The organism is Nocardia sp. Tas62D01 (assembly GCF_055232035.1).
On the sequence record NZ_JBUYUZ010000001.1, the window covers coordinates 8,622,015 to 8,638,443 of the forward strand.

Genomic DNA, 16,429 nt, shown 5'->3' on the forward strand with positions numbered 1-16,429 from the left:
CTGCTGGTGATGCAGAGCAGCACCGACGGGTTGCAGTCAGTCGGCGAGTTGTGCTTCCAGCTCGGCTACTCGGTTATCGAGGAATCGGTTGTTGTCTCGGGCGCCGTGGAGTCGTTCTTGCAAGTGTTGGTTGTCGCGGGTGAGCTGTTTGAGCTGGGCTTTGAGGGTGGTGTTCTCGGTGATCAGCCGCTGAGCGCCGTCCTCGGGAAGATCGGCTTCGAGGTCACGGATGTGGCCGAGAAGCTCACCGATCGTGGTGCGCTGCTGCGCGATCGCGTTGTAGGACGCGGTGAGTGCCTCTTCGGCGTTGAGGGCGCGCTCGCGCCAAGAAGCCTCGGTCCTGGCCGCTTCGGCGTCGGCGCGGACTCGACTGGAGATGGCAGTGGCGGCCGCTTCGCGAATCAGCATGTGTGCCTCGGGATTTTGATAGAGGAACGTCCGTGAGACATCCGCGCGGCGGGCCACTGCTGCGACGGTGATCTTGCTCCGCTCGCGTTTGAGCTGTCCGACTGATTCAGCTACGCGGTCGAGCATCCGGGCGGTCGCAGTTCGGCGGGTTTGGCGGGCAGCCGCGGTCTTGGCGGCCGATGACGTCATGCTGGCTCCTGGTCGTTGGTGACGGCGAGGTCGCGGGCGCGAAAGTTGGTCGCCCAGATGCGGTGGAAGTAGTCCTGCGGACGGCGAAGGTCGAGTTGAAGCGCTTCATCGAGCAGGCCGAGCCCGGCGAGTGCTTTTTCCAGGCCGTCGATGGCGCGGGCGGTGGGTTCGAAGACATGGTGGAGGTAGTCGGCGGTGGCGTCGTCGGGTGCGCGTTCGGCGATGGAACGCCATTGCTCCTGCTTGCGGCGCCAGTAGAGCAGGTCGGCACCCGAGAGCACGAAGTGATCGCAGTTCTCGCAGTTGAGTTTCCAAGGGCAGGCATCGCCATTGACGACGGGTTGGAAGGTGCAGAAGCCGCCCTCGGCGGGGGTGCTGCGTCGCGACAGATCCAACGAAAGCGTCATAGCCTGCTCGCGGGACATTGGAGCTGTTGCGTCGCAAATCAATTCGCCCGGGTGCGCCGCGCCGGGTCCGGCGACCCAGACCGCGTGCAGGATGTCCTCGAGGTCGGAGTGGGCGACGTTGATGTAATGCTCGGCCATTCGGTTTGAAACCTGGCCCAGGTAACGGCGGATGTGGGCCAGACTCGCCCCGGCGCGCAGAAGATTGGTGGCCAGCGAATGCCTTGCCTGATGGGCGACCGTGCGGGGCAGCTCGAGCTGCGCGATCCATGCTCGGAAGCAATCGCCGAAGTGGCTGTAGGAGACGCTGGCGGTCTCGTCGGGGTTGCGGATGTGGGTGGGAAACAGTGCGATGACGGCGCGTTCGGCAGGTGTGGGTAGTCGGCCGTGCCGGTGCTCGAATCGGATGATGGTCTTGTGTCGGCGTTGGTCGATGCGGGCGTAGAGCGGTTCGGGGATCCGGATGCCCTCGTTGAGGTTGCCGACCTTGGTCTGGTCGTGCCAGAGCATCGGCAGGCCGCTGTAGCGGCCGATGCAGTCCAGCCGCAGCTCGATCACCTCCCGGCAGCGGCGGCCGGTGAGGATGATGACTTCCCAGATGTCGCGCAGGCCGCGGTCGTTGGGGTCGTGATCGCGGGCGAGCATCTGCAGGTTGGTCTCATCGGCGAGAGCACGGGCGACGTCGTCGGTGAACGGATTTCGGGAGCGCTTCAGTTCAGGTCCAGCGGCGGGGAGGGCGGCGATGAACGCGGGATCCAGTCCCAGCTCGGCGGTGCGGCCGGTTTCGAGCGCACGGTAGAGCACGTGGCGGGCGTAGCTGAATACGATCCGCCGGGTGATCGTCGTGACGATGGATGGGCTGCCGTCCGTCCGGGTCATCGACATGGATGGCATTGCGTGCCGTTCGCGGTGGTATTGGTCGGCGGCGAAGCGCTGCATGTGTTCTTCGCGCAGCAGTGTGGGCTTGTGGCCGCCAGCGGGGGCGTCGAGTTGGAGGAATGCACCGAGCTCGATGCAGGCGCGGCGCAGGGAGTCGAACGCGCCTCGGGTGCGGGGGTAGCGCGGTGAGCGCAGCACCTCTGCCAGGTGGTCCCAGAGCAGGTCCCGCAGCCAGCGTTGCGGTACTGCGGTCAGATCGACTGTGCTGGCGGCCTTGGGGAAGCGCCGCCCGAAGTGCTCGGTCTCGATGTAGCCGGCCTCCCGTGTGTCCTGGGGACTGGAGTAGATCAGGCGCAGGCCCTCGGCGATCTCACGGCAGATCGACCGGGTCTTGGCAGGGTGGCCCGAGACGCCGGTGAAGTCGTGCGCGACGACGTCCGCCATCGACGCGTACCGGAGCTCGCGACAGATGTTGATTGCGCGTTGGATGGCTGCGGTGTCCCAGACCGAGGGGCGGCGCATCCGGCTGTGGGCGTGCAGCCCCCAAGCGAACTCTGCCTTGATCAGCGGCGACAACCCGATCAGGTTCACGACACCCGCCCGGTAGGCTGGCTCTGCGGCAATGCACCACTGCCGGAACATATCCGCGTCGTCGTAGATGATCTCGGAGCTTCCAGGCTTCCCGTAGCCTCCCACGAGTCTGTGCACTACCTGCGCATTTCCGGGGTTTTCCTGTGCCCAGTAGCGGTTCCGATGCGAATCACACAGCCCCAGTGTGGAGGCTGCCGGATAGGGGCACACGGTGCATCGGCAGACTCCGAAACCCGGCCGCGGTGCCTGCGCTTTCACCCATTCGTCGAAGTCCGTGCCGACGGGGTCCTGCTTCTGCCATTCCGACAGGTGTGACTGGCACAAATTTGTGGTCAGCAACGCTGCCGGCCGCTCCGGGCAAATGCAGCACGGCTGCGGATGTCCGCCCTCGGTGAGCGGATAGGGCTCCGCATCGGCCACGAACTCGCCGCGACTGCGGCCCTGGGCCTTCGCCTTCGTCCACTCGCCGTAATGAGCACCGCAGAACACCGCATGATCCAGCTTGGATCGCTGACATCCATCGAAACCACAACCCCACCCATAAACCGGGTGATCACGCGGGATCACGATGTGATCGTCGCGGAACAGCGGATCGAAGTTCGGCGCCGAGATCAGCGCGGTGAGCAGCTCCAGACGGTCCCGGCTGCGGCGGCTGTGATTGTCGCTGGGCAGCAGTGTCAACGGGATCGTCACTGTTGCCCCCAAACGCGGTCGAGGGCGGCGACGAACGCCGGATCGTGGACGTCGACGTGCCCGTAGATCTGCTCGACCGTCGTCGCCGATGCCCAGCCACCGGCATCGCGAGCGATTACCGTGTTGCCGCCGGACGCGTCGAGCACTCCCGTCGCAAACCGGTGACGAAAAGCGTGGGGGCGCACGACACCCAGCCCGACGCGCTTGCCAGCGTTCATGATCACCTTGCGGACCGCGACCGGCGCGAGCGGCTGCCCGCGATTGGGGCCGTGCTGCTGAACCAGCAGCATGCCATGCTCGGCGTCACGTGGATATTCGGTGGTCATGTATTCGAAGTAGGTGTGGATCATCGCCGGGCTCGCCCGGCGGATCGCGCCGCCGGTGACGATGCCGTGCTCAAAGATCCACGCGGGCTTGGTTTTCGCCCGCGCCTGGTTCGGGTTCACCTCCCGATGACAGATGTGCACGTGCGGCGACCGACACTGCCCACAGTCGGCGCCCTCGCGTAGATGCAGGTCGACCAGGTGCAGCCCGCACAATTCACCAACCCGGGAATCCGGGTCGGTGGCTTGTGCGGGTTGAGGCTGTGTGATCTGCACCTGATCCGGCACCACCCGTGCAGGCAGCGCGCCGACCCGCACATCCACATCGTCGGCCGCGACGACAACCCGAACCGTGCTCGCGCGAAGGCTTACGCTCCGGCGACACCGAGCAGGGACGGCTACACGGTCGACGGTGTGATCCGCGCTGTCAGCGACGACATGATCAGCACCTTCTACGCCTATCTGCTCGACGAGTACCGCCCGATTCAGCACCTGGTCGACCACGAGCAGGTCCTCGTTCACATTAGCGGCCGCACCCCTGGCGCGGCCCTGCACACCGGAGGTGTCCGCAAGATGCTCGAAAGAGCCTGCCGCAGAGCGGGACTGAACACTATCGTTCGACCCCACTCGTTCCGCCACAAGGCAGCGGCCGCGCTGTATGCCGAGTCCGATTTCAACGCGGAGCTGGTGGCGCAGGAGTTCGGTTGGTCGAGTCCGGCCATGGTTACCGACGTGTACGGCAAGTCGGCCAACCGGCAGTCGATGAAGTTCCTTGAGCAGGCATGGGAAGCCACGGCCCGGCCGGCGGCCGAGCCCTACCTTGCTCCCACGGACCGGACGCACTCGTGAGCGCTACGGCCGCGGCACCGGCGCAGGCATTCGAACTCACCACGGCCAGCGACTACCTGGATCTGGGGCCGGAACAGCGTTATGCGGTTGTCAGCCAGCGGTTTCCGCAGTGGCTGCTGACCGAACCGATCGAATTTCCGCGCAACCACTCGACCTACGGCTGGGCCTGCCGCGTCAGCGGCTGCGACGCGGCGATGGCGACAACCGAAACGCGGCAATTATGCGTTCAACACGCCCGCGCCTGCACCCGGGCCGGTGACGCTGTGGGCCTCGAAGAGTTCCTGGCGTCCGCCCAAGCTTCCCGATCACACCGGATCGGCTGGGCACGGGCCCGCAGACAGCCCTGCCGCGTCAACGGATGCCCCCGCGAAATCGACGTCGACGGCTGCTGCAAAACACATGGCAGTTCGTTCCGACGCGCCTGCGTCCGCAAGGGGTTCTGCGAAACTCTCTGGGCCGCGAGCCAATCGCCGATGCCGCCGGCGGCCCTCTGCTGGGTCGAGGGTTGCGTGCACGATGGCTCGCTCAGCCGAATCCTGGCCTGCGAACCCCGCAACCTCTGCGGCACCCACGCGCAGCAGTTCGACCGGTGGCTGCAATCGCCGACCGCGACGGTGAGTTCCTGGACGGATTTCCTGGCCTTCGAGCCGCTTGTCGTCTCCGTGATGGACCCCGACAGCCGCGGGCTGCTGTCGCTGGCGAAGCTGCCGGTCAGCTTGCAGCGGGAGATCCGCTACGCCCTTCATCGGCACGCCAACACCGCCCGGCGCACGCAGTGGCGCCCGGCCAGCGTTCAGGCGGTCGTCGATGCCCTGGCGGACGCGGGGGTGCAATCACTGGCTGATCCGGTCGTCGCGGAGCTGACAGCCGACCGCTACAACATCGAGCGGCGGATCTGGCTGGATCTGCCTGCCGCGGCGCGCAGCCTCAGCTGCACCCCCGAATCGGCCAAGGCGGCAGGATGGTTCGACCCCGTCCTGATCGGCGGCGCGCCGTTCACCGGTTCGCAGGGCAACCGCGTCAAGCCCTGGGACCTGACTTCGGTCTCGCAGCGGTGGCTGCGGGATCTGCTCTGGGAGCACCTGTCCGATGAAGCGCAGCTGCCGTCCGGGAAACAGGTGTGCTACACCACGATCAGCTACCGGGTCGGCGCCATCGCGCTGCTGTCGCGGATGCTGGAGCAGAACCGGCCCGACCACGGCAACAACCCGGAAGCCCTCGGCAAGTCCGATGCCGAAGCAGTCAAACGCACCTGGGATCTGTGGTTCCAAGAGCAGATCCCGCTGCCGATCGTCTCGGTCCACACCAAACCACGAACCCTGACCGAGAACACCCGGACGGTGTTCGCCATGAGTGTCCGGGCGGTGCTCGGACAAGCCCGCCAGACCGGCTGCACCCGCGCCGCGATGGACATGTTCATCGTGAACCTGCCCGAATACGCGAGACCGCCGCGCAAGCCCCGGCCCCGGCCATTGAGCTACGGCGACTTCCAGTTGCTGATCAGCCCTGACAATCTGCTCGCCCTCGATGCTCTCGACTTCGAGAATGTCGGGTTCTCCGACATCTGGATGACTCAAGCGTTCCAGGGCGGGCGGGTCAGCGAGACACTGCGGCTCCGACTCGGCTGCATCGGCCTCGTCGGCGCCACTCAGCCCTACCTCTGGCGCGACATCGCCAAAGTCGGCGTTCTCGATTACGGGATGCCTTGCTACAGGCCGGTTTACGAGCGGCTGCTGCTTCGCCGGGAGATCACCCTGGCGAAACTGCGTGTCCGCTACAGCGACACCCTCGATCAGCTCGACAAGCGCGGCCGAGCCCGGCTGGAGGCGTCGTGGGATCGTGAGATGCCGCTGTTTCCTCGCGTGACAATGAATCCTGATCTGTTGCTGGAGGTTTCGCAGTGCTGGTTCCGGCAGGTCTGGACCGAATGGTTCGGGGGCCTCGGGCTCAGCGAACAGGTGACCTGCCATCAGACCCGTGCGACGTTGGCGACATCGTTGCTGAACAACGGCGCGCCTCCGGCGTTGGTGCGTCAGCTACTCGGGCACTTCTCCGAGGAGGCTCTGGCCCATTATGCGAACTACAGCAACACGACCATGGCCCGTCACCTGCAACAGATCTGGGCCGCCGGCCCCGGCATGGACAAGCCCGGAACGATCCTTCTGCGCCCCGCCGAGGTGAAGGCCGACAACCCCGCCGCGGCGGCCGCCCGAATCGATCTGACCTCGGTTCCGGTCGAACATGGCCTCTGCCGCTACGGCCCGGTCGTCGGCGGCTCGCAATGCCTCTGGGGCAAGAACTGCACCGACGGACCGCAGGGACCGTGTGAGCACTTCGTGCTCACCGGTGCCGACCTGGCCTACTGGGAACGCAAACGCGACGCCGCCTACCACTTCGCCGAAGGCGCACCGACCGATGAGGCCCGCGACTACATCCTGGGCCAGTGGCAGCCCTGGGAACCCGTCCTCACCGGCCTGCGCGATGCCCTGGACGAACTCGGCCTGCTCGAGGAAGCCGAGAAACTGGACCTGCGCTCCCCCACGCACGACTACTTCGCCCCGGTGTTCTCCACCGGATGGCAACCGACTGTCCATGGCCAACTTAAAGTGGCTCTGGCGCAATTGTGATGATCATGGGCGTGTCGATTCTGGTGGGGTGCAACAGTTTGCGTTATAGACACTCGTCGTGGTTCTCGATGGCGTCGCCGACGCCCTGCTTGGCTTGCTGTTCCCGCACTGGTCCGCGGTTCGCGTCCACGGCGTATCCGCAACGAAGTTCTCATTGCGCTTCGAAGTGGCGGCGACGGCCCGCACTGCCGCGTGCACGCTCTGTGGTCGATCCTCGGATCGGGTGCACAGTCGGTACGAGCGTCGGCTGGCCGATCATGCGGTGAGTGGTCGTGAAGTTTCAATCCGGTTGCAAGCGCGCAGATTTCGCTGCGCGAACACCGATTGTCCGCGGTCGATCTTCGCTGAACAGGTCCCAGGCCTGGCCGACCGCTACCAGCGCCGCAGTTCACTGCTGACCACGCTGCTCACCACGGTCGGCCTCGCACTGGGTGGGCGCCCGGGCCAACGCATGACCCGGTCCCTCGGCACGGAGGTATCCCGATCGACACTGTTGCGGCTGATCCGAGGACTCGAGGTGCCGCGACCCGGCGGCCTACCGGCTGTCGGTATCGATGACTTCGCCATCCGGCGCGGCCACACATACGGCACGGTGATCATCGATATGGCCACCCACCGCCCTGTCGACGTCCTCGACGACCGCAACTCCGACACCGTAGCGGCCTGGCTGGCCGGACACCCCGAGGTCCGCATTGTGTGCCGCGACCGCGGCGGACCCTACGCCGACGGCGCCCGCCGCGGCGCACCCCACGCAATCCAGGTCGCCGATCGCTGGCACCTGCTGCACAACCTGGCCAAAGCTGTCGACAAAGTTGTTCGGGCGCACCGCAAATGCCTGGCAGACCCGGACACACAACCAGAACTCGCCCAGCCACTACCAACACCGCAAACCATCACAGAGGACGCTGATCCTGTTGGCAGAGAGAATATTACGCGGCAACGCCACCGAGAGATCCACGACCTGCTGGCACAGGGAATCAATCATTCCGCGATCGGGCGGGCGTTGAAGCTCGACCGCACAACGGTGCGCCGCTACGCCCGAGCCGAGTCACCCGAGCATCTGACCGCCGACCGCCGCGAACGAGTCACCGCCCTGGACGATTACGAGCCCTACCTGCAGCAACGATGGAACGAGGGCTGTGAGAACGCCGCCGTCCTACACCGAGAGATCCGCGAGCGCGGCTTCGCCGGCAGCACCAGAACGGTCCGGCGCCTGCTGCAGACGTGGCGCACCCCTACCGCAGCGACGTCGGCGGAACCGGTGAAGTCCGGCCCGAGGACTCGTGAGATCGCTGCTTGGATGATGCTGCCAGCCGAGAAACTGACCGACGAACAGTCCGGAAAACTCAAGCAGTACCTCGAACGATGCGACACCCTACGGGTGGTGAACCAGCTGGTCAGCGACTTCGCCGGCATGGCCCGCGAGCGGCGGGGAAGCCATCTCGACACCTGGATCACCACCACCCGCAACAGCGGCATCAGCCACCTGCGCAGCTTCGCCGAGGGCCTGCTCAAGGACTACGACGCCGTCCGCAACGGACTCACCCTCGAATGGAGCAGCGGCGCTGTGGAAGGAAACGTGAACCGCATCAAAATGATCAAGAGAACCATGTACGGACGCGCCAACTTCGACCTCCTCCGCGCCCGCGTGCTACTGGCGGACTGACCCCGAAATCATCAAAAGTGCGCCAGAGCCACTTCAACTTGGCCATTGACAACCGACACAACTGAAAGCACCGGACAACACACCGAGCTCAGTGAATTAGGAGAACGAAACACGGTGGCCACCAACAACAAGCGGCGTCGTCCGGTCGAGCTGATCGAACAGCGATCCCGCACCAGCGCCGAATGCGAAAAGCGCGTCCGCAAGGCCCTGGTCAAACTGACCAAAGCGAAGGTGCCGTTCACCATCGAAAACGTCTGCGATCTGGCTGGAGTCGGCAGAACGTTCATCTACGACAAACGCCGCCCAGAACTCACCCGGGCCGTCCTGACCACCCGGGACGCATCCCAGGCCGCGACTACCTCCCGCGCCGACCAGGCTCACACCGCAGAAACCTCGTCCTGGTGCGAACGCGCCCTCAACGCCGAGGCATTGGTCAGTTCCCTCCGCGCTGCGGTCAAGGACCGCGACGCTCGCATCGGTGACCTCGTCGGGCAGCTCTACGATCCCGACGGCAACCACCTGACCGAGGAAAACGCCAAACTCCGTGCCCTCGTCGCGGCCCTCAACGAAAACCTCACCACGGCCAGGACCGAAAACCGAACGCTGCGGCGCTCTCTCGACGGCGCACGCGCCAACGTCAAGCGCGAGCGTGAACGCAACGTCACCCAAATATTCTGCCAATAGGTGTCGCCTGCCGGCGTAAGGGGTTCTGGCGTGGGCACCGCGATCATCGCACCAGGAACTGCTGGTTGGCGGTTGCGTGGCTGAGCAGCAGGCGACCGCCTGCGCAAGTCGCAGGTGATCGGACGGATCCTTCAGCAGTCCTCAGCGCCGCCTCGTTCGGTGAACGCGGGTCTGAAACACCGCGCGACACAACTTCTTGTGTTGCGGGGACTTGTCGGTCACTACATCTATGATTTCCGGGTGCGGCAGCAGATGCGGTCGCGCACACCGGAAAAACGCCGAGGCTCGCGCCGGAGCGTGTGCTCCAGGACATGAGCCTCGGGTTTGTCTGTGGCAGGACACCCCGATGCTACGACACCCGGTAGGATGCGGCGCGCCGAACCGGGTTATTCGGTGTGTCCTGCGGTCCACGCTCCGGCGATCGGGACGTCGGTCGCCCACCAGGGGCGGCCGACGGGCGTGGGACACGAAAGACACCGAATTGAACGACATCAACGACGCTGCCTTGCAGCGGATGGCCGGGCAGCTCGACTCGCTCGCAGACATGTTCACCGTGAGCCAGCTGCGCTTGCGCAAGCCTTACAAGCCCGGCAGCCTGGCAGTCTGGCACGCAAGGATGGCCACGCACAGCACCACCTCGTTGGGGCCTGGAGCCAGCAGCCGGTGGACACCCTGCAGATGCATGCCCAGGGCTTCATGGAACGCGCCACCGATCACCTGCGCACACTCGCGCTCGCGATTCCCGCGCCCGGCATCCTCTACAGCGTGTTCAGCCTGGTCCGGATCACCCTGTCGGCGAGCAGCCAGACCTACTACCTGCTCGACCCCGATATCGAGGTCCGCAAACGGATCTGCCGCGTGATGAACGTCGTGCTGGCCTCCCACAACGCCCAGCTTCGGCTGATCCAGGCCCCGAGCATCATCCCGAACGCGACGGAACTCGCCAAGGTACAGGCATGGATCCAGGATTTGCTCACCACCGCACAGCTGCACGGGTTCCCCATCACGATGCAGGACCGGGGCCGGTCGCACCTGCCGCACCACTTCGGCGACGCGATACCGAGCGAGACCGACCTGGTCAACACTCTGCTCGGCGGCAGCAACAACTCCAACTACGGCATCTTCGCCTACCGGCTGTGCTCGGCCGCGGTTCACAACCAGCCGCACATCGAGTCGATCCTGCCGCTGCACACCAACGGCCCCAGCCGCGAGGGCATGACCGATGCGCGCCGCCGCCTCACGCCGCAGACCTTGGCGGCTATCGTCTCCGCGGCCGCCTCCGGTTACGTCGAGTCCAACAACCGGGCGATGATCTACTTCGGCGTGGACGGCCGCGAAGAGAAGATGGCCACGGCCATCCTGAACGACCTCGCCGGGCCCGCACTGCAGGCCAGCGCGTGACATAGCAGCGCGACACGCGACGACGGCCCGGGAACACCACGTTCCCGGCCCGCTGTCGCGTTCGACGAGGATCGGGTCGATTCCTTCCGGGCATTCCCGGACAACCTGGCGCCGCTTCGCCGCCGGGGACCGGCCGGTGCACGGCTGCAACGCATCAGACGGCAGCACGCAGCGGCTGGTCTCGCGGCCCCGGCATCATTCACATCAGCGACGACTGAAACGCAGCGCTTCCATAATCTCGTCCCGCATGCGGAACACCCGCTCATCGTGCGCCCCCGATCGTCCGGAACGATCAGCGCGTGCTAACGGGACGGGGATCACTTTCACATTCGCTGCCTCGATGGATACAGAGGCACTGCCTCTGGTTCTCTTTCCGAGCCTTGTCCACCAACTCCTGGGCGATCCGGACATTCAGACCGTCCACTGCCGACCGCTCCCCAGCCGCCGGCATCGACTCCTCCGACACGATGATCCGCGGGGACAGACCGCCTCAACCTCTCCGATCACCCTCTCGCCCACAAGATCTCAGACAATCCCTGCCCGTCCGAAATCTGGCGCGTCGGTCCCGCCCGGGAAAAGGCCAGGTGATGACGAGATTGTGCGGGTATGCGTGAAATCGATCGCGTCCAGTCGTAAGCAGATGTTACGGTCGCCGATGTGAATTCGATGGGACGTCGGCCCAGGGATGCGGTGGAGACGCCGTGGCCCCTGTTCGTCCTCATCCGGGGGTAGCGGGCAGGGGCTCTGATCCCTCGGAGGCTCTGCCTTGTCTCGCACCGATGCCCATACCCCGCTTCGCGTCCGGCTCCACCGTCGTGAATTCGCGGCACGTAGCGATCACGCGTCCGACCATGACGTGTGCGATCTGCCGCCACACCTTCCACTCACTCGAGCCGAGTGCCAGACTCGCTGCCATTGGGCTCTGCATTACACCGGCACCAACGTCTGCCCGTGCTTCCTGTGCCACGCCGGCGCCGAGGCCCGACGCGCGAATCGCCGTGAGCGCCAGCGTCATCGCCGCGTACTTGCGGACGCGCTCAAGTCCTGGCGTGAGGGAGGGTGTTCCAGCTTCGAGGAGATGATCACACCGGTGGCACGACATGGCTTCCGGTAGACAGACGAGCAGCGGTGCCGCACGGCGGTCACCTCGCGCCACCTTAGCCGGGACTAGCGCGCGAGGAGTCGCGCCTTCTGCTGTTCGAACTCGGCGGTCGTGAGGGTTCCTGCGTCGCGCAACTCGGCGAGTTCGCGTAGTTCCCCAGCGATGCTGACCGGCGCGGCAGCCGCTGCGGGCACGGAGCGCTCGCGGGTGATCGCCTCCACGCGTTCGCGGATGACGGCGGCTACCCGTTCGGCTGATTTCTTGTCGATGTTCTCGATGACGCGTTGCGCGCCGCCGCTGGAGATCAGCACCTTCGCGAGGAGCATTCCGCGGGTGGTGGTGACGGAGGTGATGCGGTCGTAGGGGAAGTCCTCGAAGCTGTGGTTGATGATGCCCTCGGCGACGAATATTGCGCGGCGGTCGGTGGCGATGAGGAGTCCGTCTTGCTCGTTGGTCCAGCCGCCAGCGATCGCGTGGACCGTTTCACCGGCGGTGAGGTATTCGGGCAGTTTGCGGACCGAGCGTTTGCGGTTGCCGGTCTTCGGGATGTCGCTGAACGCTTCGGCGATGTCCGGTCGCATGTCGTCGGTCATTGAACCTCTCCAGGACCTGATGTCGGTTGCGCTGTTGGTGCGCCTCCATGATCGCTGGTTGGGGTGGTGCTGTTACGGGCGGGCGTAGGTCACGGGAGGGCGCGCAGTTCAGCTGGGTTCCGGGCCTGTCGCCTGCCAGCCCCTCCCCCTGGCATCCGACACCGGTCCTTCCTCGGCCTGGCGGTCACACGATTGCTTGTACGAGAGGTCTTGGCGTGTCTGGGATCGCCCGGGTCGCATTGACTACTCTCTCCGGCCGTCCTCATTCGGCTGGACAGAGGATTGGGCCATGAGGAAGGTGGGGGAGTGTCGACGCAACCGGCGCCGGTCCAGGTTGACGAGGCGCACTGACCGGTCGGGCGCGTTTGACGAGGCCGAAAAAGTGCTCTCGGAACCGCGTTAACGGTCTGGGGTGATTCTACGATGAGCGTCGGTCGGGATCTGCTGTCGCGCAGATCAACTAGAGCAGGGAACGCCGCATGCAGGCTGCAGGAACGATCCTCGTCCTCATCTGGATGACGATGATCGTCATCGGGGTCATAGCGTTGATCCGGGGCCACATCGACTACGTCAGGATCCACAACCGGAAGTCCGCCGGATTCCTACTCCTGGCGTCGATCCCCGTGTTCGTCGTCGCGCTGATCCTGCCGAAAAGCACCTCACACAAGACCACAGCCGCGCCGGCAAGCAGTGCGCCGACCACAATCCACAGCACGCTACCGGGGTCTGCGGCGCCGACCACAGCAGCGCTGACGACTCCGGCGACCACCAGTCCCGCGGCCGCAACTTCTCCGTCGACTACCCAATCGACCGCCACCGACGCATCCACCATCACTTACGCGCTGGGAGTCCCGTGGAAGTCCGGTGACCCGCTGCCTGAGTGTCCCATGGCTGTCGCCTACTTCACGAGCGACAGCCATGGCGGTACCTATATTCAGGTCAACGTCGATGCCGTCCAGGATGTCGACTACACATTGATCTTCAAGGACGGCAGCACTTACGCCGGACGTGAGGCGACAATCGGCGTCGGCTTCAAGGGGCATGAGTTTCAGGACCTTCACCCGGTGGACAGCATCGCCAGCGTGAACATCGTCGCCAGCGGCAATGAAGATGAGAAAGGCGGACAGTGCGAAGTCAGCCAGGCGGGATAATCAATCCACGATCCTCAAATTCCTGGCGGTGACCACAGCCGGTTGACGGAGACAGATAATAAGGACTATTGGCCAATTCGTATGTGTATAGGCAGCTTTGGAGTGATATGACGGACAAGACCATTGAGAATTTGGGCGCCGAGGTAGACGAGCTAGGATTGTCACTCCTTGGCTGGGATGTGGAATGTCAGGGGCGACTTTCAACACGCGAGCACTATGACAACTACCACGCACAGCAGGTTGCAGTTTCCGTTACGGCCCGATTCCTCCCGGAAGATTGGAACGACCGCTTCATACGATCGCGATTCGGCGGCGAGGGCGACGATGCCAGGGTTCCTCAACTGTTCGTTACCTTGAATCGACACACCCCAGAGCTGGTTCCCGGCTGTCTGGAGTTGGTCAGTAAATTTGCAACCGTAAAGGAGGTTGGCGAATCGGCGTTGCGCCTTTCCGAAGTAAGTGAGAAGTGGCTCAGCGAAGAACCGCTTCGTGCCGACGAAATTTCATTAAGGATTTCCGCTTTCGATCTGTCGATTATCGATAATATATACGCATGGTGGGATTTCCCGCCTGCGCAGCCCAGGGCGCTTCCTGTCGAGATTATCGACGAGACGCGGCTTCAATCCGTCACCACGCATGTTACCTCAGCAAAGGCAGATGTCGGCACGCGGTCGAAAACTATCCGCCCGAATCCTCCTGCGGTTCGGGTTCACTTGGAAGGCGCATTCGAAGTTGTTTCGGAACAGCTCGCCGAATCTTCCCTCACTCGTTCCGGAGGCGTCGCGGTGCCAAGCCTGGGACTGGAGGTTCTCGATGAGGAGGGCTTCCTACTGGACACCAAGAGCTTGGATTTCTGCTGCGTGATCCCTGGCGGGGCAGCGGAGGGGTCACCGCGCCGGCAGCCGCGGTGGGTTATGCACTGGGAAAACGAAACCGACGATTATGCCGGCGAGCCGTCCCGTGTGATCATCCGACTTCGGGACAGCGGCCATCATGACTGGTGACGAAATGGCTACGGCCACTGTAGACAAGATCGAGGCTCTTCAGAGAGTCCTACTGAGGGAGTACACACAGGCGCCCGGTCTCTTCGGTGAAATCGCCCGCATGGAAGGTTTACTCGCAGAAACATACCGGAATCGTGTGGCGTACGAACTCCTGCAAAACTCCGACGATGCCGGTTCGTCTGCCGTCGAGGTAATTGTTGGCGGTGGCAGTTTCGAATGGCGAAACAACGGAAGAATTCTGAACGACCCCGACATCGAGTCCTTATGTCGAAGCGCGAATTCGACGAAACAGCGTGGCGGACACACGATCGGGTACCGGGGAATCGGATTCAAGTCTCTGGCCGCCATCGCGCATCGCATCGACGTGCACTCGGGGAATGTCGCGTTCACCTTCGACCGCTATTCGGCGTCTGAAATGCTCGGCGGTGTGGATCCCGCAGGAGTTCCACTTATTCGGGTTCCGTCCGAGGTACGTCCAGAGCAGTGGACCGATGGGGTCACGTTCGCGGTCTCGTGTGCAGCAGATCATGACGGTCACGTTGGCGAGATCGACCCGATGAGCTTCCTCTTCTTGCGCAACATCGAGCATGTCACCATCGCGACGGATCGTGGTCGCAAGACTATGCGCATCGGCCGGGAGCCTGACCGTGTCGTACTGCGAGATGACCAGGGCGAGGCAAGCTTCGGCCTGTTGACCGGACGGATCGCAACGGTTGCGATTCCCTTGGACACGCGCGCTCTGGCCCTGGCAGGCGCGCGAGGTCGGTTAGCATGCTTCCTACCCCTGAACGATGAAGTGGGGTTTCCTGTCGTAATTTCCGGCGATATTTTGACCGACCCGTCGCGGACACATGCTGTCGTAGCCGATGACTCTACTTATGCGGTGTTGCAGGACGCCGCGTCGATTATTGGTGGTATCTTGCGGGGCTCCGGCACGCTATTCGAGCTCTTGTGGAAATTTGTCCTTGAGGGGGAGGATCTACGAAGCTCGATGCTGGCATCCAACGTAACGGTCAGCAAGTTGCTGGTCACCGCGCTACGCGACGACATGACGACGAATCCGCCATCGTTTGGGTACTCGCCAGTTTCGTTTGAGCCAGAAGATGTCGCAACTATCTTCCCGGCCGGTGCTCCGGAAGCCCTGTACGCGCAGTCCAACCAGTCGAGCGCTCGTGCCGTCAAAGCTGCATTGGGGCTCGGGACAGTGAATTTTTCGTCTGTATTGGAGAAGGTGGCACCGTCCGAGCTATCCGATTCTTTGCGCCAGCGACTTGCTGGTCATCTCCGTCAACTCTCAGCTACGCACGGTCGTTCCCTTTCAGCGGCGGAACAAGAGCTTATCGAGTCCCTGCCTACGAATGAGCTAAGCAGCGACGTACCTCGCGTAATTTCTGTAAGGAAGGCCGTCGAGCCGGTCGATGCAACAGCTCGACTCGCCGACATAGCGGGCCGGTCCGTCCACGGAACACAAGCACTGGCTGCGGTGATTCACAGATGGCGTGCCGCCGAAGTCGTGACCATGGAGTACCTCAACGGTCGGGGCTGGAAGCTTCGCGACGTGAGCAACCAGAACCTGGGTTATGACCTTGAAGGTACCGATCCGTTTGGCCGAATAGCCCGGATCGAAGTCAAGAAGGTTGACGGTCCGACAGCCCGCTTCTCGATGACCAATAACGAACTGTCACTGATGATGAACTCGCCTGGCGAGTACCTGCTGGCAGTCATTGTCGGTGATGGGAAAAACGTCAAGCTGGCGATGCTCGATCCCTCAAGGAAGGATTTGCCGAAGGAACGCGTCTGCCGTCGTTGGGAGTGGGAATTCACTGACTGGGCACGCTTCGCCGAGATCGTCGAATAGCGGGCTG

12 protein-coding genes are annotated in these 16,429 nt (G+C 63.9%); 8 read left to right on the top strand and 4 right to left on the bottom strand.

The window, feature by feature from the left end; all coding sequences use genetic code 11:
- Positions 1-36: 36 nt before the first annotated feature.
- From ACV7NQ_RS41835 to ACV7NQ_RS41845, 3 genes are read right to left on the bottom strand one after another with little or no spacing between them, the layout of a single operon-like run.
- Positions 37-597 (bottom strand): DUF6262 family protein, encoded by a 561-nt coding sequence (locus tag ACV7NQ_RS41835; RefSeq protein WP_463364551.1) that lies wholly within the window; start codon positions 595-597, stop codon positions 37-39.
- Positions 594-3,164: a tyrosine-type recombinase/integrase gene (locus ACV7NQ_RS41840; RefSeq protein WP_463364552.1), complete on the bottom strand. Its 2,571-nt coding sequence runs from the start codon at positions 3,162-3,164 to the stop codon at positions 594-596. Before ACV7NQ_RS41840 ends, ACV7NQ_RS41835 begins: the two co-directional genes overlap by 4 nt.
- Positions 3,161-3,610 carry a tyrosine-type recombinase/integrase gene (locus ACV7NQ_RS41845; protein WP_463364553.1) on the bottom strand — a complete coding sequence of 150 codons (450 nt, stop codon included), beginning with the start codon at positions 3,608-3,610 and terminating at the stop codon, positions 3,161-3,163. The genes ACV7NQ_RS41840 and ACV7NQ_RS41845 overlap by 4 nt, the downstream gene beginning before the upstream one ends.
- 63 nt (positions 3,611-3,673) lie before the next feature.
- On the opposite strand from ACV7NQ_RS41845, the gene ACV7NQ_RS41850 reads away from it, so the two are divergent.
- From ACV7NQ_RS41850 to ACV7NQ_RS41870, 5 genes are all read left to right on the top strand, one after another.
- Entirely contained in the window at positions 3,674-4,336 is a 663-nt protein-coding gene (locus tag ACV7NQ_RS41850) for a tyrosine-type recombinase/integrase (RefSeq protein ID WP_463364554.1), read from the top strand.
- A complete protein-coding gene (locus tag ACV7NQ_RS41855) occupies positions 4,333-6,963 on the top strand; it encodes a tyrosine-type recombinase/integrase (RefSeq protein ID WP_463364555.1) in 2,631 nt (876 codons plus the stop codon). Before ACV7NQ_RS41850 ends, ACV7NQ_RS41855 begins: the two co-directional genes overlap by 4 nt.
- Before the next feature lie 58 nt (positions 6,964-7,021).
- Positions 7,022-8,629 carry an ISL3 family transposase gene (locus ACV7NQ_RS41860; protein ID WP_463362026.1) on the top strand — a complete coding sequence of 536 codons (1,608 nt, stop codon included), beginning with the start codon at positions 7,022-7,024 and terminating at the stop codon, positions 8,627-8,629.
- Positions 8,630-8,743: 114 nt separating this feature from the next.
- The gene (locus ACV7NQ_RS41865; protein WP_463364556.1) at positions 8,744-9,313 is read left to right on the top strand and encodes a hypothetical protein; all 570 of its coding nucleotides are present in this window, start codon (positions 8,744-8,746) and stop codon (positions 9,311-9,313) included.
- Positions 9,314-9,976: 663 nt separating this feature from the next.
- The gene (locus ACV7NQ_RS41870) at positions 9,977-10,714 is read left to right on the top strand and encodes a hypothetical protein (RefSeq protein ID WP_463364557.1); all 738 of its coding nucleotides are present in this window, start codon (positions 9,977-9,979) and stop codon (positions 10,712-10,714) included.
- Positions 10,715-11,881: 1,167 nt separating this feature from the next.
- On the opposite strand, the gene ACV7NQ_RS41875 is transcribed toward ACV7NQ_RS41870, so the two are convergent.
- Positions 11,882-12,409 carry a PH domain-containing protein gene (locus ACV7NQ_RS41875; protein WP_463364558.1) on the bottom strand — a complete coding sequence of 176 codons (528 nt, stop codon included), beginning with the start codon at positions 12,407-12,409 and terminating at the stop codon, positions 11,882-11,884.
- Positions 12,410-12,924: 515 nt separating this feature from the next.
- On the opposite strand from ACV7NQ_RS41875, the gene ACV7NQ_RS41880 reads away from it, so the two are divergent.
- From ACV7NQ_RS41880 to ACV7NQ_RS41890, 3 genes are all read left to right on the top strand, one after another.
- A complete protein-coding gene (locus tag ACV7NQ_RS41880; RefSeq protein WP_463364559.1) occupies positions 12,925-13,560 on the top strand; it encodes a hypothetical protein in 636 nt (211 codons plus the stop codon).
- A gap of 107 nt (positions 13,561-13,667) precedes the next feature.
- Complete coding sequence (locus ACV7NQ_RS41885; RefSeq protein WP_463364560.1) at positions 13,668-14,564, top strand: hypothetical protein; 897 nt, start codon at positions 13,668-13,670, stop codon at positions 14,562-14,564.
- On the top strand, positions 14,554-16,422 hold the full coding sequence (locus ACV7NQ_RS41890) for a protein NO VEIN domain-containing protein (protein ID WP_463364561.1): 1,869 nt from the start codon (positions 14,554-14,556) through the stop codon (positions 16,420-16,422). Before ACV7NQ_RS41885 ends, ACV7NQ_RS41890 begins: the two co-directional genes overlap by 11 nt.
- Positions 16,423-16,429 lie beyond the last annotated feature (7 nt).

What these genes read in the sequence shown, in the direction of transcription:
- ACV7NQ_RS41835 (WP_463364551.1), bottom strand. Translation starts at nt 597, where the DNA reads ATGACGTCATCGGCCGCCAAGACCGCGGCTGCCCGCCAAACCCGCCGA.
- ACV7NQ_RS41890 (WP_463364561.1), top strand. Translation starts at nt 14,554, where the DNA reads ATGACTGGTGACGAAATGGCTACGGCCACTGTAGACAAGATCGAGGCT.
- ACV7NQ_RS41885 (WP_463364560.1), top strand. Translation starts at nt 13,668, where the DNA reads ATGACGGACAAGACCATTGAGAATTTGGGCGCCGAGGTAGACGAGCTA.
- ACV7NQ_RS41850 (WP_463364554.1), top strand. Translation starts at nt 3,674, where the DNA reads ATGCAGGTCGACCAGGTGCAGCCCGCACAATTCACCAACCCGGGAATC.
- ACV7NQ_RS41875 (WP_463364558.1), bottom strand. Translation starts at nt 12,409, where the DNA reads ATGACCGACGACATGCGACCGGACATCGCCGAAGCGTTCAGCGACATC.
- ACV7NQ_RS41880 (WP_463364559.1), top strand. Translation starts at nt 12,925, where the DNA reads ATGACGATGATCGTCATCGGGGTCATAGCGTTGATCCGGGGCCACATC.